Origin of the sequence: Lysinibacillus sphaericus OT4b.31 (assembly GCF_000392615.1) — a bacterium.
GTDB classification, from domain to species: domain Bacteria; phylum Bacillota; class Bacilli; order Bacillales_A; family Planococcaceae; genus Lysinibacillus; species Lysinibacillus sphaericus_B.
In genome coordinates this window covers 3266065-3287165 of the sequence record NZ_KB933398.1, presented here as the reverse complement: position 1 = coordinate 3287165, position 21101 = coordinate 3266065, and the positions used below count along the sequence as shown (strand labels likewise).

The following is a 21101-nucleotide window of genomic DNA, read 5'->3' as shown; positions in this document are numbered from 1 at the left end:
AAACATTCAATTTCATGTTATTTAATCTATTACTAGATAGCCCTTTTTTTGTAAGTTTTGTTCAATTAAATCTAAAATTTCTACAGATGGAGCAGAAATGACATGAAGATGTGTCCCGCCTGTTAGCGCAGATAAATAGCTCGCTTGTGTATCGTTAACACGTTGCACAAATTTTTTAACATCATGGCGATTAGATACCATAATGGAAGCTGTAATATCTCCATAAATGGGGTGTTCAACAATTACATTCTTCACTGTACCTCCACAATCCACAATCACCAGAAGCTCATCTTCTGCTTCTTCCGGCGTGTGAAAACATGGAATGGTACGTTCAACAGTTTGGTATAGTTGGTCTTGGTGCATATAAATATAGCCTTGGCTCGTTGCTATAATGGGTTCATTTCTAGCCTTTAATAAAGTTATATCATTGACAATGACTTGTCTTGAAACGTTTGCAAATTTAGCTAAGTCTGTTCCTGTTATAGGTGTATTGCTTTTTTTTAGTTGTGCTAGAATCTGCAGTCGGCGTTCTTCGCCTAACATTTTTTTCATAAGAGATCACCTCTGCCTGTAATGAAGGAAACGTATTCCTTAAGCATTAGTGTACCATGAAGCTTTTACAACATGCGTGAATTTTTTGTATCCAAATGAAACATTGAACATATGATACGAAGAGAAGAAGGGAGGAAAAAATTGCGTATTCATATTGTTCAAAAGGGAGATACATTGTGGAAGATTGCGAAAGAGTACGGCATTTCGTTTGAAGATTTGAAGCGGCTCAATGTCCATCTTGCCAACCCTGATTATATTGTACCGGGCATGGAAATTATTCTGCCTGAAAAAATACACAAGGAAACACATAACCAAGGAGCACATAACAAAGGACAGCAAAAGGAAACACCAATCCATAAAGAGATGCCTACTCATAAGCCTGTGAAAGAAAGTGTCAAAAAAGAGGTGCAGAAGCCTATGCCAGCGCCTCCTATTGTCGCACCGCCACCGATGCCAATGCCAGAGCCACAAATGATTCCAATACCATATCCAATACCTATGCCTATGCCACAACCAATGCCACAGCAACCAATGTGGGTGCCTCAACCAGTAGAGCTTAATTGGAATCAACAATTAGTCATGCCGCAAGTTGAGCATCCTGTTATACCACCAATTCAAATTCAACCACCAGCGCCGCCACCGCCACCAGTAGCCAAACCGACACCGCCACCAGCACCGCCTATTCATGTCATGCCACAAATGCCAATGGTCCCACATTGTCCGAGTTGCCATCAGCCGGTGCATCATCAAATGTGGTGGCATCAAATGCCAATGCATCAAATGCCAATGCATCAAATGCCAATGCATCACATGCACCCACAAGTAGAGCCATGTTCAATGCCACAGCAACCAGCACCTTGCCCAATGCCAATGCCTGCAAGTGACGTTGCTGGTGCAGGTCATTTCTTAGAGTCAAGCACATCTCCATTCTTCCCTGTGAATGATGCACATGTTCAGCATCATTTTGAGCCAATGCCAGAGATGCAGATGGGGCAGTCCTGTGGTTGTGGTTCACAGCCAGCGATGATGCCAAATTGGCAATTTGACCAATGCAACTGTCCGCCACCATGTCCGCCACCATGTCCGCCACCATGTCCACCACCATGTCCACCACCATGTTCGCCGCCGTGCCCAACATGTGGACCATGGATGTCCCCGCATTTTTTCCCAGGCGGGATGACGCCTTATCGATGGTAAAGCCTACATTGTAGAGGAAGTAAAGCCTAATATTTGGAAATATAATTACCGATCGAATAATTACTTTGTTAAAAGGGCGAAGCAATTAGAAGTAGCAGAAAAGGTGAGGGCAATTCATCGACAACTTGGACGTCTTGAACCCTCACTCGTCCTACCTTTAGTGCAAAGTGATGATGAGCAGCTTATTGTGCAATTGTGGCAAGAGGGGAGTCATAGTGCGAATTTTGCACATAAAATAGATCGTGAGCAATCACTTAAGCTATTAATGGCTTTACATGAGACACATAAAAAAATCGCATGGCAACGAGTGCCAGGTTTGCACACCTATTCACAGCTTTTAAAATGGCAAATGCGTCACATGCGTTTTAAAAGCAGACGAAATGATTTTCGTGCATTTTTAACGAAAGAAGAAGTAAATCAAATAGTACATTATAGTGAAAAGTCATTACAGTTAATTGCTATGGAGGATGTGCCAGAAAAAGATATTACGCTATTACATGGCGATGTCGTGCATCATAATTTTTTATGGTGTAGTGACGGAGAATTACGCTTAATCGATTTTGATTTAGCACATCTAGGAGAAGCTGATGATGAATATATTTTATGGTTACATCGTGTATTACCAGCAGTAGATTATGACCTAGGTAAAATTTTAGCTGAGTTACCTGAGCTCAAGGATTTAGATAAAAGAAAATACCATCGTTTAAAATTTCCTAATGAGTTACTACGAGAATGGCTTTTTGCAGTGGACTTACCTTTAGAGCAACAGCTTGTATTTTTAGATTATTTAATACCGTTTACTAAACGTGCCCTCACATACTGGCCGAAACTGTGGTACGATATTGATAGATTCATGAAAAAATGACCGTCTATGGGCGGTCATTTTTGTGTGTGAACGCCCACTATCACCATTTAATATAGTCGAGCATTCGTTCGCTATATGCTATAATCGAAGACGATGAATGTGAGGGATTTTATATGTATGATTATTTAAAAGGGCAAGTAATGCGTATTACCCCAGAATACATTGTGCTTGAGCAACAAGGGATTGGGTGGCAGTTGAATACACCTAATCCATTCGCGTTTCGTACAACGGCAACTGAACAACAAATATATGTCCATTTGCATGTTCGTGAGGATGCACAACTGTTGTATGGTTTTCCAAATTTAGATCAACGAGAGCTATTTCGTAAGCTTATTTTAGTATCAGGTATTGGGCCAAAGGGTGCGCTTGCGATTTTGGCAACAGGTAACCCGCAACAGGTGATAAGTGCAATAGAACGGGAAGATGAGACATTTTTAGTGAAATTCCCAGGTGTGGGCAAAAAAACGGCCCGTCAAATGATTTTAGATTTAAAAGGCAAGCTTGGTTCTTTACTAGATACCATCGATTTACCTAGTACAGATGATGAGTTACCATTATTTGGTGTGAATCCGCATAAACATGAACTTGAAGAAGCTCTACTTGCGCTTATGGCACTTGGTTATTCTGAAAAGGAACTGGAAAAAATTCGTCCACAGCTTGAGGATAATGATAAACTTGAAACGACAGACGCCTATATGAAACAAGCATTGCAATTACTATTGAAGATAAAATAAGGGAAGGAGGGCAAGTACATGTCAGAACGAATGATGGCAAGTGAAGCAGGAAGTTATGATGACCAGTTTGAATTATCTCTTCGACCACAAAGATTAGCGCAATATATTGGGCAGCATAAGGTAAAAGAGAATTTACAAATTTTCATTGAAGCGGCCAAATTTCGTCAAGAAAGTTTAGATCATGTGCTGTTATACGGTCCTCCTGGGCTTGGAAAAACAACTTTGGCTGCAGTCATTGCCAATGAAATGAATGTCAATGTGCGCATGACGAGTGGCCCTGCTATCGAACGACCAGGAGATCTAGCGGCGATATTAAGCTCACTCGAACCGGGAGATGTGTTATTTATTGATGAGATACATCGTCTGCCACGCGCGATTGAAGAGGTACTGTATCCAGCGATGGAGGATTTTTGTTTAGATATCGTTGTGGGTAAGGGGCCTGAAGCTCGTTCTGTCCGCCTTGATTTACCGCCATTCACACTTGTTGGTGCTACCACAAGAGCGGGCGCATTGTCAGCACCACTTCGAGATCGTTTTGGGGTGTTGCTGCGCTTAGAATACTACGATGATACGTCACTCGCTGAAATCGTTGTGCGAAGTGCACATTTATTTGCTGTGCATATTGAGCAAGTCGCTGCCGGTGAAATGGCAAGACGTTCACGTGGTACCCCCCGTATTGCCAATCGTTTACTGAAACGAGTGCGAGATTATGCACAGGTCCTTGGAGATGGTATGATAACGGAGGATCTTGCGAAGCAAGCACTGGAATTACTACAAGTCGATCCTAGAGGGCTAGACCATATTGACCATAAACTTGTGACCAATATGATTGAGCGATTCCGTGGAGGTCCAGTAGGCTTAGATACACTCGCTGCTTCTATAGGCGAGGAACGTGTGACGATTGAAGATGTGTATGAGCCGTATTTGATGCAAATTGGTTTTATTCAACGTACCCCACGTGGTCGAGTAGCGACACATCTAGCTTACGAACATTTTGGATATGATTATCCCCAACAAACATAGAAGAAGGAAGTTTTTTTAATGCGTGTAGAAGATTTTGATTTTGAATTACCAGAAGAGCTTATAGCGCAAACACCGCTTGTTGACCGTACAGCGAGCCGATTAATGATGGTTACACCAGGATTAGAGGAAGTAGAGCATCATCATTTTGCACATATTTTAGATGAACTAAATGCAGGAGACTGCCTTGTGTTAAATGATACACGTGTCTTACCAGCGCGCTTAATGGGTGTGAAAGAGGAAACGGGTGCTCATATTGAGGTGTTGCTATTAAAGCAAATCACAGGAACGGATGAATGGGAAACACTTGTAAAGCCTGCCAAACGTGTGAAAGTCGGCACAGTTGTGACGTTTGGAGACGGTTTACTGACAGCAACTTGTACAGGTGAACTCGATCATGGAGGACGTTTGTTTGCCTTCAATTACGAAGGTATATTTTACGAAATTTTGGAGCAGTTAGGAGAAATGCCACTGCCACCATATATTCGTGAGAAATTAGATGACCAGGAGCGTTATCAAACCGTATATGCAAAGGAACGTGGCTCTGCGGCGGCACCAACAGCGGGTCTACATTTTACGCAAGAATTATTACAACAAGTGAAAGCGAAAGGTGTAGAAATCGTTTTCATCACACTACATGTTGGTCTTGGAACTTTCCGCCCTGTAAATGTAGACGCCATTGAAAACCACGAAATGCATGCTGAATTTTATAGTGTTACCGAAGAAGCAGCGGCGACCATAAACCGCGTGAAGATGAACGGTGGCAATGTCATTGCAGTAGGTACAACGTCTACACGTACATTGGAAACAATCGGCTCAAAATATGAAGGCGAAGTGCGTGCAGAACAAGGATGGACATCCATTTTCATTTATCCGGGCTATAATTTTAAAGTAGTAGATGGCTTAATTACAAACTTCCATTTACCTAAATCTACACTTGTGATGCTTGTTAGTACACTTGCGACAAGAGATACTATTTTAAGTGCCTATACACAAGCTGTAGAAGAGAAATATCGCTTCTTTAGCTTTGGCGATGCGATGTTTATTCGACCAAAAGGACTGTAAAGGAAACAAATCGAAGTACTGTTTTTACTTCAGATAAGAGAGGATTATTTATTATATGACACAACCAGCAATTCGTTATGAGCTACTCCATACTTGTAAGCAAACAGGGGCACGTCTTGGCATCGTGCATACACCGCACGGATCATTTGAAACGCCAGCATTTATGCCAGTCGGGACACAGGCAACTGTTAAAACGATGTCTCCTGAGGAATTAAAAGAAATGAATGCCGGCATTATTCTATCTAATACGTATCATTTATGGCTTCGTCCAGGTAATGATATCGTAAAGGAAGCAGGTGGCTTGCATAAATTCATGAACTGGGATCGCCCAATTTTAACGGATTCAGGTGGTTTTCAAGTGTTTTCACTTAGCCAATTCCGTAAAATTGAAGAAGAAGGCGTACATTTCCGTAACCATTTAAACGGGGACAAGCTATTTTTAAGTCCAGAAAAAGCAATGGAAATTCAAAATGATCTTGGTTCAGATATTATGATGGCGTTTGATGAATGCCCACCATACCCTGCAACACATGAATATATGTTGAAATCGGTAGATCGTACAACGCGTTGGGCGAAGCGTTGTAAAGAAGCCCATGCTCGACCAGAAGAGCAAGGTTTATTTGGGATTATTCAAGGTGGGGAATACGAAGATTTACGTCGCCGCTCAGCTGAAGCTTTAGTAGAGCTGGACTTCCCAGGCTATGCAATTGGTGGTTTATCGGTGGGTGAACCAAAAGATATCATGAACAAAGTTTTAGAATTCACGACACCATTAATGCCTGACAATAAACCTCGTTATTTAATGGGTGTTGGCTCTCCAGATTCACTCATTGACGGAGCTATTCGTGGAATCGATATGTTTGACTGTGTATTACCGACACGTATTGCACGTAACGGAACATTAATGACATCTGAAGGTCGACTAGTCGTGAAAAACGCAAAGTATGCTCGTGACTTTGGTCCAATCGATCCAAACTGCGATTGCTATACTTGTAAAAACTATTCTCGTGCGTATGTACGTCATTTAATTCGTACGGAAGAGACATTTGGAATTCGTTTAACGTCTTATCATAACCTGCACTTCCTTTTGAAATTAATGGAACAAGTGCGTGAAGCAATTCGTGAGGACCGCCTAGGCGATTTCCGTGAAGAATTTTTCGAGAAGTATGGCTTTAACGGACCGAATGCAAAAAACTTCTAAATTTGGAATGCAGCTTAGCGAAATTTTACCTGTAATAGAAAAACTATTGATAATATAGAAAAATTTTGGGCTTGTCCATCGCTTTTTTAGGGTGGAATAGTCTATACTAAAAAAGTGAGATTTGGAAAGGGGGCAAGAATTATGGAGCAATATTCTGGCTTAATAATGATTTTAGTAATGTTCGTTGCGATGTGGTTTATTTTAATCCGTCCTGCTAAAAAAAGACAGCAGGAAACGCAAAATATGCAAAGTAGCTTACAGCGTGGTGATAAAATTATTACAATCGGTGGCTTACATGGTGTTGTTGACTCAATCGAGGACACATCTGTCACATTAATCATAGCTGATAATGTACGTGTGAAATTTGACCGTCAAGCAATCGGACGTGTAGCAAATGATCAAAAATAATTTTCAAAGGCGTTGTCCCAAACTTATTTGGACAGCGCCTTATGTAATTCAGGAAGCTATGTCGTGAAATGGTGATACATTTTTAACACAGCTTTTTTTGTATAAAAAGTAGCTTTCACGGTCACCTTGATAGTATGGGGGTGTCTGTATGGAAGAATATTTCATGATTATCTTTAGAACATGTTTTCTATACGTGTTCATACTAATTGTTTTTCGTTTGATGGGTAAACGAGAAGTTGGTGAGTTATCCGTGATTGATCTAGTTGTCTTTGTGTTAATTGCAGAAGTAGCAGCCTTTGCGCTAGATGACTATGAAAACCCATTATTTAATGCCATCTTACCAATACTCATATTACTTGTCATTCAAATTGTAAGTGCCTATTTGTCGTTGAAAAATAAAAAAATACGTGATTTGGTTGATGGCGAACCAGCATTACTCGTTAGAGATGGTGTTATCTTAGAAAGCGAGATGCGCAAGCAACGTTATAATTTAGATGATTTATGTCAGCAATTACGAGAAAATGGTATCGCTTCGATTACTGAAATTGCTTTTGCATATTTAGAGCCTTCTGGTAATCTTTCCGTTTATAAGAAAGACGAGAAGGCTTTTGTCTATCCACTTATTATCGATGGTGATATTCAGGAAAGGCATTTAATGATCCTGCATAAGGATGTTGAATGGTTAATGGCAGAGCTAGGTAAAAATAACATTAAGGATAGTAACACTGTGTTTTTCTGTATATGGGAAGACAATCGACTTCATATCCAACTGAAAGAATCCTAAACTTTTTTTGCCAGCTTACGAATATAGCGTAAATCGGTCATGCGTAACTGATTGGAAAATAATAAGAACGTGAACAGTAAAAATAGGGTTACACAGCTACTTAAAATAAAGGGAAGTGGCATGAATTGCATGATAAAATATTGAGCGATACAAACAGCTATAAAGCAGCTATAAGGAACAACAAACATACGGAAGCCAGCACGTAAGTTTTTGCGTTGTCGTACAGTGGCAATATGCAAGAAAGAAGTGAGCAAGACACCAAAGCCAATGGCTACAACAGCACCTTTTTCCTGTATCCCCGCTTGTGAAGCAAGAACAAACATAACAAATAATTTACCTAAGCCACCATAAATGGAGTTCATCATGGCAGCTCGAGCCTCACCAATGGCTTGCAAAATCGAATGTAATGGACTTTGAATATAATAAAAATAAAAAATCGGCGCTAAAATTTTCACATAACCACGGTTTTCTTCTAAGTGGAAGAGCTTCATCGCCAGTTCGTCACCATGAATAAAAAAATACGTAGCGGCAAAGCAACCTACCAGAGAAGAAAGGCGTAATGACACAGAAATCCTTTCCTGTAAGAGAGACGTATGTTGACGTGCTACGGCATCACTAACAGCTGGTATCAGTACGATTGACAGTGCTGTGGAAACGAAGGCTGGGAATAATAGAAGTGGCACTAAAACACCCGAAATGACCCCGTATAAAATGGTTGCCGCAGAAGCAGTTAGACCTGCCATCGTTAATGCTTTTAAAAATATAATTGGCTCTAGAAACCAAGTGAAGGAGCCAAAAAGTTTACTACCCGCAGATGGCAGGGCAACTCGTAGCATGGGGGTAGCAGGGTAGGACTCAATTTTGCTTTTTCGTGTCAATAATTTTTTCTTTGAAACAATATAGTGGAGCCATAAATACAAGAAAGCAACCACTTCAGCTAGCAGCGTAATACCCATTGCAGAGGCTGCAGTCACTGCAGCATTATTATAAGTAGCTACAAATGGTAGCATAAAGGTAATAAAACCAATACGTACAATCTGTTCAAGCATTTGTGCCCAAGCTGTTGGTGTTATTTTTGCGACACCTTGTAAATAAGCACGCAATAACCCAGAGCCTACAGATACTGGCACAGCAAAGAGAGCAATCCATAGTGTAAATGTTGTTTGTTCATTATGTAAAAGTGTAGAAGAGATATATGGTATAGTGAGTGCAACGAGTGGCATAAAAACAATCATACCAATAAGCGACCAAAGAATGGCCGTACGCATAACACCGAAAATGCTTTCTCGTTTATTTTTTGCTAGTAATTCTGCCACAATTTTAGCTACAGCGATAGGTAGTCCCAATTGAATGAGTGAGATGAAGAAAATAAAAGCAGGGTAGGCGGTCATGTAAATGCCGACAGCCTCTTCTCCAGCAATACGCATAAATTGCATTCTATAAAAGAAGCCAAAGAGTTTAGATAAAAAAATGACAAACATTAAAAATAGTGTACCCCGTACAAAAGAACTCATGCCATCCGTCCCTTCTCAAGCCGCAAAAATTCATTTACACTATTTGTATGCAAACACGTCTTACGATACAACTTTGATTGGAGATGATTCAAAATGAGTATGCAACATGCGCAACTATTTGAAAAAATTCGTCCGGCAATTGATAGTAAGATAGCAGAATTTAAGCATTTTCAGTACGATGCTATAACAGCGGAGGAACTATGGCGTTTTTGTGTAGAAAAGAAATGGCGGAAAAAAAATGTTGAGCAATTACGTCTCTATGAAGTAATCGCTACTATTTTTGCTGTAAGACCGTCCGATATCGTATCGTTTAATCAAGTGGAGTTTTTACAAAGTAATGATTGGTTTACAGAAGTGAACGCGGACGAGCTAAAATCATTGCTTGGTCCTGTTAGAAACGAACCAGAATATGTAGGATTTGTAAAAGATTAAAAGAATACTACAGTGTAGAATTGACACCAAGCGCAACGTGTTTCATAATGAGTGTGTTGCGCTTTTTTACTTTGTACAAGTTTCGTCAAAATCTGACTGTACAAAGTGAAACTTTAATCGGAGGGGCTTTATTCCTTCAGATTAGTAGTTGAACGAATCGGGTACTTACGGGTACTTGCTCTTCCGCTTACTTTTTATTGCCAAGCGGGAGTCTTAGCATCCGTTAGTATGGGACAAATTTGCGCGTTATTGAACGATTGAAATAAGGTGAGCAATCTCTTTTGAAGCACACGTAACATTATTCTAGAAGAAAAGGAGGAATAAACGCTTCAAAAGTATTGCAAGTATACTTGTTTGTAGTGTAAGGGATGACCTTGCACCATTTCGAGGAGGATTTTTAGATGAAATTAAGAAGTCGTATTGTTGCATTCGTGCTGCTTTTGGTGTTATTTATATCAACCATGAGTACGACTGTAGAAGGCGTCTTAAAGGACATTAAGCTTGGCCTTGATTTACAGGGCGGGTTTGAGGTTCTTTATGAAGTACAAGAATTAAAAGAAGGACAAAAAATTACACCAGAAGTTGTATCAGCTACTGCAAAGGCTCTTGGTACCCGTATTAATAAAATGGGGGTAAGTGAGCCAAGCATTCAGGTCGAAGGAGAGAACCGCATTCGTGTGCAATTAGCGGGTGTCGAAGACCAAGAATCAGCGCGTAAATTATTGTCAACTTCAGCGAATTTAACATTTCGTGATGTCGATGATAATTTATTATTAGACGGTGATGATTTAAAGGGAAATGGAGCGAGTGATTCCTTTGACCAACAAAATCGTCCAATTGTTTCACTTACATTAAAAGATGCGAAAAAATTTGCGGATATTACAAGTGAAATTGCTGCCAAACCAGCAGGTCAAAACTTACTTGTTGTATGGTTAGATTTTGAGGAGGGTGTCGATTCGTATAAAGCGGAATCACAAAAAGCAAATCCTCGCTATGAATCAGCAGCCGCAGTAAGCCAAACATTAAACACTACAGATGTAATGATTAGTGGTAATTTTACAGTTGAAGAAACAAAAAATTTAGCAGGCATATTAAATGCTGGGGCACTCCCAGTAAAATTACAGGAAACTTACTCTACTTCAGTCGGCGCACAATTTGGTGACCAAGCATTGAAAAGTACAGTTTTTGCCGGAATTGTAGGGGTAGTAATCATCTTCCTCTTCATGCTATTCTACTATCGTTTACCTGGCTTCATATCAATTATTACACTATGTATTTTCACATTCCTAGTCCTTGTCGTATTCGATTGGATTAATGCTGTCTTAACACTTCCAGGTATCGCAGCCATCGTGCTCGGTATTGGTATGGCAGTAGATGCCAATATTTTAGCTGCGGAGCGTATCCGAGAGGAACTTCGCGTGGGACACTCGGTTAAGCAGGCGTTCCAAATAGGTTCGAAACAATCGTTATCTGCAATTATCGATGCGCAATTAACTACGTTATTAGCAGCAGCTGTACTCTTCCAATTTGGGACAAGCTCTGTTAAAGGTTTTGCTACAACATTAATTATTTCGATTTTACTAAGTTTCCTAACAGCTGTTTGGGGATCTCGAGTACTATTGGGATTACTTGTGAACAGTGGTTACGTCAATAACCCAGCTTTGTTTGGAATTGCAAAATCTAAACAGCATAGTTTAGACGAAAATATAGGTACGCTAGATTTATCGACGAAGTTTGATCGTTTTGACTTTGTTCATAATCGTAAAAAATTCTATACCTTCTCATTAGCTATTTTAGTAGCTGGCTTAGTGGTCCTTGGTATCTTCCGCTTAAATCTTGGCATTGATTTCTCAAGTGGTACACGTGTACAGATTGAAGCAGACCAAACATTAAGCAAAGAAGAAGTCTCTAAATATATCGATAGCATTGGCTTCTCATCAGAGGATATCGTTCTTTCTGGTGAAAAAAGCACTTCGGCGGTTATCCGTTATAAAGATGACTTATCACAAGATGAGATCTTAAAATTCAAAAAAGATGCTGAAGAAAAATATGGTCATGAACCGACTGTAAGTACTGTTTCAGCGACAGTCGGAAAAGAGCTTGTGAAAAATGCGATTAAAGCCTTAGCACTAGCTGCTCTTGGCATCATTATCTATGTAGCGGTTCGTTTCGAATGGCGCATGGGTGTAGGGGCAATTGTATCGTTGCTCCATGACGTATTCTTAATCGTTGCTGTATTTAGCTTTATGCGTTTAGAGGTTGATATTACGTTCATTGCCGCTGTACTGACGATAGTCGGTTACTCTATCAATGATACAATCGTTACGTTTGACCGGATGCGTGAAAACTTAAATCAATATGAAACAATTAAAGATCGTGAAGTGTTGGCGAATATTGTTAATAAATCATTACGTCAAACAATGGGACGTTCTGTGAACACGGTATTAACAGTAATTATCGTCGTTGTGGCTCTGTTAATTTTTGGTGCACCTTCTATTCAAAACTTCTCAATTGCGTTATTAATTGGTTTATTCACAGGTATGTACTCTTCTATCTGTATCGCAGCACAAATCTGGTACTCACTAAAAATTCGTGAGATGAAAAAATCAGATGGTCAGTTACACAAAAAAGAGAAAAAACAATGGGGAACTGACGAACCTACTGTTTAATAAATATTTATAAACTTCCTTGCTAGATAAAGTGTATCCTTTAAAGGACATTTAAAAAGCTCTAGGTAACATAAGAAGGTGCTGTCTGTAATTTACAGACGGCATCTTTTTTAAATCCGATAGAAAACATCATAATAATTAGCGTAAATCATTAGATTCAAGAATAGTTGAGAGTGAAAGAGATTCAGCGTTCCGAGTTTCGAATACTGAACGATGGCACAGTTAATAATAGGCCAGTTCAGGATTATAGGAAAATTAGAGGGAATTCTATTTTAGTTATAGTATAATGATTACTTCAAATATGGGATGGGAAACAGGGAGAGATGAAACGCATGACTACTATACTGGTTGCTGACGACGATACGAACATTCGCGAACTCGTTTGTTTATTTTTACGCAAGGACGGATTCACAACAGTAGAAGCAGCGGATGGCAAGGAAGCACTGGCTGTCTATACTAAGGAGCAAGTCGATCTTGTCGTGCTTGATATCATGATGCCGACGATGGATGGGTGGACGTTATGCAAGGAGCTCCGGAGGGCCAACCCTGATTTACCGTTACTTTTACTGACTGCAAGGGGCGAAACATGGGAGAAAGTGAAAGGCTTTGAACTTGGAGCGGATGATTATTTGACGAAACCATTCGATCCGTTGGAGTTGTCGGTTCGTGTTAAGGCACTATTGAAACGATACCGAATTGGCTCCACGCAGACAATTCAGTTAGGCAATGTCATTCTAGATCGACAGACCTATAAGGTGATGCGAGGGACGGAGGCGCTCATGTTGCCGCTGAAGGAGTTTGAATTACTATATAAGCTCGCTGGAACGCCTGGACAAGTCTATACACGCGAGCAGTTGATCGATCAAATTTGGGGGATTGATTACGCCGGAGATGATCGAACGATAGACGTACATATTAAACGCCTGCGTGAACGCTTCTCGAATACAACCGATTTTCGTATCGAAACGGTACGTGGGCTTGGTTATCGTCTTGAGGTCGTCGAATGATTAAGTCCTTATATACACGTGTTGTCTTGACATATTTAGTGTCCGTTATCGTGGGCACAATCTTTGCTTTTTTTCTGGCAGTTTGGGTATTTGAAGAGAAATTGAATGAAAATCTGCAAATCCCCTTATTTAACTTTGGTCAGGACATTTCTCGGATTTATGAGACTTTACCGTTACGTGAAGCGGACACATTCATAAGTGGCATGAATCAACTCAATTCCTATCATATTCGAATTTACGAAGAAACGGGTCAGTTCCAGTCTTACGGAGAGCTGAACGGACACAAGCTTGTTACTGTGACGATGGAACAAGTAAAAAAAGTACTAGATGGGGAAACTGTTCAAATCAATAAAAGTGGTATTTCTACGGTTCTCTTAGGGTTGCCATTGACAACCGAAATGGGAACGAAAGCGATGTTTATAGAACCGATTGCCCTCCCCTCCTCCTCTTTTGTAATAAAGTGGATTTTGAACTTTTCAAGCTATTCGTTGATAGCGGGAAGCCTATTGATACTGGTTGCTGCCATGTTCCTAGTCAAACCGATCAAAAGGCTGACAAATGCAACTAGGCATATAGCAGGTGGCGATTTTAACGTCAAGCTGAATATTAAGCAAAAGGGCGAGCTAGGTACTTTAGCGCGCAGCTTCGAAGAAATGACGCACGATCTGCAGCAACTTGAGCAGATGCGGAGGGAATTCGTATCCAATGTGTCACATGAAGTTCAGTCACCGCTTACCTCGATAGCGGGTTATGCTCTAGCGCTCAAGCAAGAAGACATCACACATAACGAAAGACATCGTTATCTCGATATTATCATTGCTGAAGCACATCGGATGTCCAAAATGAGCGATAGTCTCTTAAAATTGAGTATGCTTGAATCGCAGTCGCAGCAATTGCAGTTGGTCACATTCAGTGTTGATGAACAAATCAGACGAGCCATCGTGGCAATTCAGCCGCAGTGGACGGCTCGCAACATCCGTTTTGAGCTTGATTTGGAAGCCGTTCGTCTAGAAGCTGATTATGATCAATTAAACCAGGTATGGACAAACATTCTCGTGAATAGTATCAAATTTTCCAAGGATAACAGCGTTATTAACGTTAGCATCAAACAAGATACCAAAAATGCGACAGTACGAATATCCGACAAAGGTATTGGTATTTCCTACGAGGACCAGAAGCGTATATTCGAGCGGTTTTTTAAGGCGGATCGTTCACACAGTCGTAAGTATGCTGGTAGTGGTATGGGACTTGCCATCGTTAAACAGATTGTATCGCTACATCAAGGTGACATCCGCGTGGAAAGCGAACCCGGCAGAGGAACGACGTTCATTGTCACTTTGCCAATCGTAACACCGAAAGAGTAACGCCATTCAAATCTTACATTCGAATTATGGTAACAACCTCGTATTCTCCATGTTACGGCGTCATGTGTAAACTTTGTTGCATATGACGCCGTAACATTTTTTTATTTGTTCATACTCCGTTCATATTGTGGTCATAGGGAGTACACCTTCATTGTATAAGCTGTCCTTAACGGTTTGTAAAAGTAACCGAAATATACGGATGTGGATAGAAGATACGAATAGAGAATGAAAGAGAGGAGAGGCACGAGACCAAAGGAGAAAACGGCCTTCCATTGCCGCGCTACACCCTCGTGTTCGTGCAAACATCATGAAAAAAACGATAACCATTATAGGTAAATTAATAGCGGCTCTAGCTATAGCCATCATACTTTTTCTAGCTATTGTTTTTCTAGTTAATATTGTCTGCAACAAAATGGAGCAAGGAAAAAAAGAATCTTATGGTCAGTTTGTAACCGTAGATGGGAAAAATATGAATGTCTTCATTCAAGGGCAAGGAGAAGAAACGGTTGTGCTCCTACCAGGTTATGGAACAGCAGCACCAGCACTCGATTTTAAGCCACTTATCGATGAGTTATCTCCATTTTACAAAGTCGTTGTAATTGAGCCTTTTGGTTATGGATTAAGTGAACTGACCGAAAAGGAACGAAGCACAGAGAATATTGTCAGTGAAATACATGAAGCGTTACAGCAGCTAAATATTGAGCGTTATATTCTAATGGGCCACTCCATTTCTGGCATTTACGGACTGGGTTATGTGAACAAATATCCAAACGAAGTGAGTGCATTTGTCGGGCTCGATAGCAGTGTGCCAACGATAAGCGAGAAAAAGATTGGATCTCCAATAATAGGCACTTTAAAACTACTCAAAAAATCAGGTTTAGCCAGATTGCAAATCAAGCTAGGCGATGACCCATACGCTACACTACCATATGATGATAAAACAAAAGAACAATTGAGTATTCTTATACACAAAAACAGGTTTAATCCCAACCAATTAAATGAAGCTGAAAATATGTATGCTAATTTTAGAGCAGCTGAAAATTTATCATTCCCAAAAAATCTACCCGTTATTTTCTTTATACAAGCAGATCATAAAGTAACTGAAAGATGGATACCAGAGCATAAAAAACAAATAAAAGATTTAGTACACGGGAAAGTGATGACATTTGAAGGGGATCATTATTTATATCGTACTAAAGCAAAAGAAATTGTTGAAAATTTCAGGGCGTATATGGATGAAATAAAATAAGTGTAGTGAAAAAATTCCTGTCACAATTATTGTAATAGTTTTGTATCAATTACATTGTCTAAGCCACATTCTCCAAGCTACCATTAAAGTTTTCTAGCATGTGACGCTGTAAAATTTTTTTATTTGTTCATACTCCGTTCATATTGTTGTCATAGATAGTACACTTTTGTTGTATAAGCTGTATTTAGGTTTGTAAAAGTAGCCGGAATATACGGATGTGGATAGAAGATGCGAATAGAGAATGAAAGGGAGGGGGGCACGAGTAAAGGTAGAAAACAAGCTGCAGTTGCCGCTCTACACCACTCGTGCAAACATAATGAAAAAACCGTTAACCATCATAGGTAAAATAATAGCAGTTTTAGCTATAGTCTTAGTGCTTTTTCTAGCTATTGTTTTTCTAGTTAATATTATCTGCAATAAGATGGAGCAAGGAAAAATAGAATCTTATGGTCAGTTTGTAACAGTAGACGGAAAAAATATGAATGTCTTCATTCAAGGTGAAGGAGAAGAAACCGTCGTGCTCCTACCTGGCTATGGAACAGCTACACCAGCGCTTGATTTTAAGCTGCTTATCGATAAGTTATCTCCATTTTACAAAGTCGTTGCGATTGAGCCTTTCGGATATGGATTAAGTGATGAGACCGATAAAGAACGAAGCACTGAGAATATTGTCAGTGAGATGCATGAAGCTTTACAACAGCTTGATATTGACAAATTTACGCTAATGGGCCATTCCATTACAGGTATCTATGGACTTGATTATGTCAACAAATATCCAAACGAAGTGAGTGCATTTGTCGGAATCGATAGCAGTGTTCCAACACAACCGGGTATGGATGTCGAATTGCCAGTAAAAACGTTTGCATTTGTCGAAAAATCAGGCCTCTTAAGATTGATCATGAAAGTAAGTGGTGACCCCTATGCTGGACTAGCGTTTGATGCTCAAACTGTAGAGCAAATGAAAATGATTTCGAATAAAAACATGTATAATGCCACTACCTTGAATGAAATGGAACATATATCTTCTAATTTTAAAGGGGCTCAAGACTTGTCATTCCCTAAAGACCTTCCTCTTCTTCTCTTTGTACAAGCGAATAATGCAGGCGTAGAAGGATGGATTCCACTACATGAAGAGCAAGTAAAAGATTCTGTACATGGAAAAATGATCCCAATGGAGGGATCACATTATTTACACCATACCCAATTCAAAGAAATCGCTCAAAACTTTAGAGAATTTATGAAAGAAGCAAAGTAAGTGTGCATAAGTGATATGAAAACCGTCCTTTGGGGCGGTTTTTCACTGTACATATGATGATGTGGCATTTTTTTGCTTGTTCATACTCGGTTCATATTGACGTCACAGTGAGTTCATCTTCGCCGTATATGCTTGTCTTAACTGCCCGATAAGGCAGGCAGTCCAATAGAGAGGTAACGATAGGAGAAGATGTGAGTGAAAATACGAGAGGTGAAGAAAATGGACTTGGACACAACAACAGGCAAAAAACCAGCTAATAAGATGAAAAAAATGCTTATCATTTTACTTAAAATATTAGCAGCATTAGTTATAGCAATCGTCGTTTTTATAGCCATCGTTTTTGTCGTTGATAAGATCATTAGCAAATCAGAGGAAGGAAAAATAAAACCCTATGGTCAGTCTGTAACAGTAGATGGGAAAAATATGAATGTTTTGATTCAAGGACAAGGCGAAGAAACCGTCGTGCTACTACCAGGTTTGGGAACAGGAACACCAGCACTTGATTTTAAGCCGCTAGTAGAAGAGTTATCGCCATTTTACAAAGTCGTAGTGATTGAGCCATTTGGTTATGGATTAAGTGATATAACCGAAAAAGAACGAAGCACAGAAAATATTGTAAGTGAAATTCATGAAGCTTTACAGATTCTTAAAATTGACCGCTATATTCTAATGGGTCACTCCATTGCGGGCATTTACGGACTAGATTATGTGAACAAATATGAACACGAAGTGAGTGCATTTGTCGGGATCGATAGCAGTGCTCCAAGGCAATATGGTGATAAGGTTGTTGAATCTCCAATACCTAATTCAGTAATTACACTACTCAAAGAATCAGGTTTAGGCAGATTAGTAATGAAACTAAGTGCTGACCCATATGCTACTCTACCAGTTGATGATGAAACAAAAGAACAAATGAGAATTCTTTCTTACAAAAACTTTAGAAATCCCACCATTGTGAATGAAATAGAAAATAGGTTTTCTAATTTTAAAGCAGCTGAAAATTTAACATTCCCAAAAAACCTTCCTGTTATTTTCTTTTTACAACCGAATAGTACTGGAATTGAAGGATGGTCAACACTACATGAAGAGCAAGTAAAAGATTCTGTATATGGAAAAGTGATGACATTTGAAGGAACACATTATTTACACCATACCAAATCAAAAGAAATCGCTGAAAACTTCAGGGCGTTTATGGAAGAAGTAAAGCAAGACAGTAGATAATTTTTAAAATGAAAGTTTGTTTGTAACTATTTGATGTAACAACATGCTCTCATTCGCATTATCTAAACACAGTCCTCGTATTATCCATGCTACGGCATTATGTGCAAGCTTCCTGGCATGTGCGCCGTAGCATTTTTTTCATTTGTTCATACTCCATTCATACTGTCGTCACTGGTAGAATATTTTCGTCGTATAGGCTTTTTCTTAGGGCCCGTTAAGGTAGCCCAATAAACAGATAATGATAGGAGAGGATACGAGTGAAATCAAGAGAAGAAATAAAATTGAAGATGGGCCCGAGAAAAGGTAGAAAACGAACTCCAATCGTCGCTTTAACCCTTATGCTAACAATGCTTGCTCCAATGTCTGCAATGGCCACAACAACCACCGATAGCAGTGTTGTTACATTTGATGCGACTAAGAAAATAGCGACCGAGAAAGCCAAGCTGATAACAGAAACTTACGGCATCTCAAGTGCGCAATATGCGATCATTGATGATGGAGAAATTGTCATCTCAGGGCATGCAGGCAAAAACGACATAAAGGACAATATACCTCTTACTTCAAATACAATGTATGGTATAGGTTCTACAAGCAAAATGGTACTCACGGCTGCCATTATGAAGCTTGTAGACGAAGGTAAGGTAAATTTGGATTTACCCGTTGTAAAATATATACCTGATTTTAAGATGAAAGACGATCGTTATAAACAGATTACACCACGTATGCTGCTGAATCATTCCTCTGGTCTACTTGGAACCTCGTACCGTAATACAGGTTTGTATGGGGATAATGATACTTATGCACACGATAATTTGTTAGAGCAATTGGCGACTCAAAATTTAAAGGCAGAGCCAGGAGCGTACTCGGTATATTGCAACGATGGTTTTACATTAGCTGAGATTTTGGTAGAGAGAGTAAGTGGCATGTCTTTTACAGCTTTTATACACAAGTATTTGACAGAGCCTCTAAAAATGAATCATACGAAAACACCGCTGGATCGAGTGGATTCAGCGACAATGGCCGGGATCTATTCCCCTGCTTATAATGGACAACTCCCAAGTGAGAATTACAATATTATTGCAACAGGTGGCATGTATTCTACAGCTGAAGATCTCGTTAAATTCTCACAAATTTTCACTGGACATGCAGATGATATTCTTTCTAAGAAGTCGGTGGAAGCTATGGCACAAGAAGAGTATAAAAGAGGCATGTGGCCAGAGGAAACTGATCCTTCTTCCATCGCATACGGACTAGGCTGGGATAGTGTGAATTTGTTCCCATACAATGAATACGGCATCAAGGCACTTACGAAAGGTGGAGATACGATGAACTATCACTCTTCGTTAGTCGTGCTTCCAGAACACAATATGGCTGCGGCTGTTATTTCTTCAGGTGGTTCCAGCGTAGTAAATCAATTGTTAGCGAATGAACTGCTGCTTAGTGCACTTCAGGAGAAGAGGGTTATTCATGAACGGATGCCAGACAAGTTGCATGGTTTGCCTATAAAGGCGAGTATGCCGCAGGAATTTTCTCAGTATACAGGTATTTACGGCGGTGGTTCTGGTAATTTAATGAAGGTAGAAATTAATCTTGTAGGCGAATTGTCTGTTTCCACGGTAACGGCTCCGGACAATCCAGTTCAACAGTATATGTATACGGCTGATGGTTCTTTTGTGAACGCTGAAGGCACAGAAAAATTAAAATTCGTTGTTGAGAAAAATGGGCGCACTTACTTATGGTCCAGCTTATATATAACCGTCCCGGGGCTAGGACAAACAGCTGTCTCAGGGTATAATGCTGAAAAGCTCGAAGCCAATGTATTACCCAATGGCGTAGCTGCCGCATGGGAGAAACGTGAAGGTGAAAAATATTACTTGGTGAGTGAGAAATATACATCGATGCTTTACTTCAATTCTGGATCAATGATACCTATTGATATGGTTAAAGAAGTTCCTGGATATTTTTTAAATAATAAGATTATTGGAGAAAACAATGCAGCTAACCAACTGCAAATCCCTAGCATGGCTGGGAGAGATACTCTGGAAATCAATTTCTTTAAGAAGAATGGATTAGAGTATGTTACGGCAGGAGGAAACTTATACGCAAGTGAGCAACTTGTAAAACCGCTCTACACTGGTAAAGAATTTACGTCTTCGACAACGATTCAAGCGGACGGCTATGCGAACTGGTTTTCAGTGCCTGAGGCTGCAAAAGGAAAGGTTATGACGGTTAAGATGCCTACGAAGGGCTCTTTTGCTGTATATGATCAAGCAGGTGTTTGCATTAACTATACCGTGGTCAGCGGTAACAATGAAGTTCTGTTACCAGAGAACGGTAGAGTAGTATTTGCAGGAGAAGTTGGCTCCAAATTTGAGATTTCATTGAAATAATAAATATGGGTTCATCTATGAAGCTGACTTATAAGGTTGTTACTTTACTAGATAAGGCTGTGTTGTTCGGCCATGAGAGGAATTGTAGAACGTGTTGGTTGAAACAAGTACATGTACGCTTAAAGGTTGTTTATAGCCACAAAAGGGCAAATAAAGTATTTATACTTTCTTCAC

The 21101-nt window shown here is 39.8% G+C and carries 18 protein-coding genes; 16 read left to right on the top strand and 2 right to left on the bottom strand.

What is annotated here, in order from left to right; translation table 11 throughout:
• Positions 1-21 precede the first annotated feature (21 nt).
• A complete protein-coding gene (locus H131_RS15115) occupies positions 22-552 on the bottom strand; it encodes a transcription repressor NadR (protein WP_010860045.1) in 531 nt (176 codons plus the stop codon).
• 141 nt (positions 553-693) lie between these two features.
• Here H131_RS15115 and H131_RS15110 point away from each other — a divergent pair, with 141 nt between their 5' ends.
• The 8 genes from H131_RS15110 (at position 694) to H131_RS15075 (ending at position 7826) form a co-directional block, all read left to right on the top strand.
• Positions 694-1749, top strand: coding sequence for a LysM peptidoglycan-binding domain-containing protein (locus H131_RS15110; protein ID WP_010860044.1), 1056 nt, complete (start codon positions 694-696; stop codon positions 1747-1749).
• Entirely contained in the window at positions 1739-2614 is an 876-nt protein-coding gene (locus H131_RS15105; RefSeq protein WP_329600454.1) for a phosphotransferase, read from the top strand. The genes H131_RS15110 and H131_RS15105 overlap by 11 nt, the downstream gene beginning before the upstream one ends.
• A 113-nt stretch (positions 2615-2727) precedes the next feature.
• Entirely contained in the window at positions 2728-3348 is a 621-nt protein-coding gene (gene ruvA, locus H131_RS15100) for a Holliday junction branch migration protein RuvA (protein ID WP_010860042.1), read from the top strand.
• Positions 3349-3366: 18 nt separating this feature from the next.
• Positions 3367-4371, top strand: a complete 1005-nt coding sequence (gene ruvB, locus H131_RS15095; protein ID WP_036130443.1) for a Holliday junction branch migration DNA helicase RuvB — start codon at positions 3367-3369, stop codon at positions 4369-4371.
• Positions 4372-4389: 18 nt separating this feature from the next.
• Positions 4390-5433: a tRNA preQ1(34) S-adenosylmethionine ribosyltransferase-isomerase QueA gene (gene queA / locus H131_RS15090; protein ID WP_010860040.1), complete on the top strand. Its 1044-nt coding sequence runs from the start codon at positions 4390-4392 to the stop codon at positions 5431-5433.
• Positions 5434-5488: 55 nt separating this feature from the next.
• Positions 5489-6634, top strand: coding sequence for a tRNA guanosine(34) transglycosylase Tgt (gene tgt, locus H131_RS15085; protein WP_010860039.1), 1146 nt, complete (start codon positions 5489-5491; stop codon positions 6632-6634).
• Positions 6635-6775: 141 nt separating this feature from the next.
• Entirely contained in the window at positions 6776-7042 is a 267-nt protein-coding gene (gene yajC, locus H131_RS15080; protein ID WP_036130438.1) for a preprotein translocase subunit YajC, read from the top strand.
• A gap of 148 nt (positions 7043-7190) precedes the next feature.
• Positions 7191-7826 (top strand): DUF421 domain-containing protein, encoded by a 636-nt coding sequence (locus tag H131_RS15075; protein WP_010860038.1) that lies wholly within the window; start codon positions 7191-7193, stop codon positions 7824-7826.
• Here the strand turns inward: H131_RS15075 and H131_RS15070 are convergent.
• Positions 7823-9340, bottom strand: coding sequence for a putative polysaccharide biosynthesis protein (locus tag H131_RS15070; protein ID WP_010860037.1), 1518 nt, complete (start codon positions 9338-9340; stop codon positions 7823-7825). The genes H131_RS15075 and H131_RS15070 overlap by 4 nt on opposite strands.
• A 93-nt stretch (positions 9341-9433) precedes the next feature.
• On the opposite strand from H131_RS15070, the gene H131_RS15065 reads away from it, so the two are divergent.
• The 8 genes from H131_RS15065 to H131_RS15030 all read left to right on the top strand — a co-directional run bounded on the left by H131_RS15065 (position 9434) and on the right by H131_RS15030 (position 20927).
• On the top strand, positions 9434-9772 hold the full coding sequence (locus H131_RS15065) for a post-transcriptional regulator (RefSeq protein ID WP_051112152.1): 339 nt from the start codon (positions 9434-9436) through the stop codon (positions 9770-9772).
• Between the two features lie 401 nt (positions 9773-10173).
• Positions 10174-12441 (top strand): protein translocase subunit SecDF, encoded by a 2268-nt coding sequence (gene secDF, locus H131_RS15060; RefSeq protein ID WP_036130435.1) that lies wholly within the window; start codon positions 10174-10176, stop codon positions 12439-12441.
• Between the two features lie 332 nt (positions 12442-12773).
• Positions 12774-13448 (top strand): response regulator transcription factor, encoded by a 675-nt coding sequence (locus H131_RS15055; protein ID WP_036130433.1) that lies wholly within the window; start codon positions 12774-12776, stop codon positions 13446-13448.
• The gene (locus H131_RS15050) at positions 13445-14812 is read left to right on the top strand and encodes a sensor histidine kinase (protein ID WP_010860033.1); all 1368 of its coding nucleotides are present in this window, start codon (positions 13445-13447) and stop codon (positions 14810-14812) included. Before H131_RS15055 ends, H131_RS15050 begins: the two co-directional genes overlap by 4 nt.
• Before the next feature lie 307 nt (positions 14813-15119).
• Positions 15120-16061: an alpha/beta fold hydrolase gene (locus H131_RS15045; RefSeq protein ID WP_010860032.1), complete on the top strand. Its 942-nt coding sequence runs from the start codon at positions 15120-15122 to the stop codon at positions 16059-16061.
• Between the two features lie 316 nt (positions 16062-16377).
• Positions 16378-17316, top strand: coding sequence for an alpha/beta hydrolase (locus H131_RS15040; protein WP_051112207.1), 939 nt, complete (start codon positions 16378-16380; stop codon positions 17314-17316).
• Between the two features lie 219 nt (positions 17317-17535).
• Positions 17536-18537 (top strand): alpha/beta fold hydrolase, encoded by a 1002-nt coding sequence (locus H131_RS15035; RefSeq protein WP_036131564.1) that lies wholly within the window; start codon positions 17536-17538, stop codon positions 18535-18537.
• 287 nt (positions 18538-18824) lie between these two features.
• The gene (locus tag H131_RS15030; protein WP_036131561.1) at positions 18825-20927 is read left to right on the top strand and encodes a serine hydrolase domain-containing protein; all 2103 of its coding nucleotides are present in this window, start codon (positions 18825-18827) and stop codon (positions 20925-20927) included.
• Positions 20928-21101: the final 174 nt, after the last annotated feature.